General features: G+C 30.8%; 1 protein-coding gene. It reads left to right on the top strand.

The annotated features are described in order from the left end of the window. The first annotated feature begins 303 nt into the window (after positions 1–303). A complete protein-coding gene (locus ACH6CY_RS15660) occupies positions 304–1,137 on the top strand; it encodes an AraC family transcriptional regulator (RefSeq protein WP_374068238.1) in 834 nt (277 codons plus the stop codon). The last annotated feature ends 120 nt before the right edge of the window (positions 1,138–1,257 follow it).

The raw sequence follows: 1,257 nt of genomic DNA, 5'->3' as shown, positions 1-1,257 counted from the left end.
TAAAAGTAATGCTGGTGCTACACAAACCGCAATAAATATATTTCTTGATCCTTTTTTATTCATAGCGTACACCCCTTTTTTAATCATATAGAATCTTAAAATAATCTACTTACCATTCAAAATTTTTCTCTCTCCACAGCTTGTTTAAGTTGATAGCTTCCCCCTAATGCCTTCATCTTATCCCAAATTAAAACGTTTACACAATAAGAATCTTGTTTACTTTTTTATGTATATTGCTTTTTATATTACGTTGAGTTAAAATTAATTTATTTATACTAGATCGATTGAATGGGGGCGAATGATTTGTCTTATGAGGTGTATCGAATGGCAAATCAAGACATAAAAAAAATGCCTTTCAAACTATTGTATATAACACATACAACGTATGATAAAGGCTGGCACAGCACGAAACATACCCATCATTTCACAGAACTGTTTTATATCGTTAAAGGTAAAGGAGTCATCTTACTTCAAAACCAAGACATCCCTGTAAAAGAAAACGATTTAGTCATTATTAACCCTAATGTGGAACATACGGAAAAATCTAATTCACATGACTCACTAGAGTATATAGCTTTAGGCATTGAGGGCTTATCCTTTTCTCTTCCAGAGGAAAAAGAATCGCAAATGGGATTGTACACTTACCGTGGAGATCAAAAAGACATATTATTTTACCTAAGTAAGTTATTAAATGAAATGAAACAAAGTGATGAGAATTATGAAATCATCTGTCAAAATATCCTTGAAATATTAATCGTTAAATTAAGGCGTGATAAGAAGTTCACGCTGACTAAGACAGAAACTAAAAATCTCAATAGGTCTGTGTCGCTCATTCAACATTATTTAAATCAAAATTATCGAGAAGATATTTCACTAGATTCGTTAGCTGAAATTGGACATATTAATAAATTTTATTTAGCCCATTCATTCAAAAAAGACATTGGTGTTTCCCCAATTGAATATCTACAAAAAGTTCGTGTTAGAGAGGCTAAACTACTTTTAGAGACTACTAACTATAGTATTGCATCGATCTCTGAAATTGTAGGTTTCTCTTCTCAATCTTTCTTCACACAATCGTTTAAACGTTTTACTAATAAAACGCCATCTAAATATCGAAAAGAAGTTAAGAAGAATTGATGACTTATTATTACTGTTGTGCAAATAGTTAACAATAATTTAAGGTTGTACAATAAATGACGTTGGTGAGTAAAAAACTCACGAACGTCATTTTTAAATTCATGTTCTAAGTGATGATAT

This window comes from Paraliobacillus sp. JSM ZJ581 (assembly GCF_044383835.1).
Lineage (GTDB): Bacteria > Bacillota > Bacilli > Bacillales > Amphibacillaceae > Paraliobacillus.
This window is presented reverse-complemented; position numbering and strand designations above follow the sequence as displayed.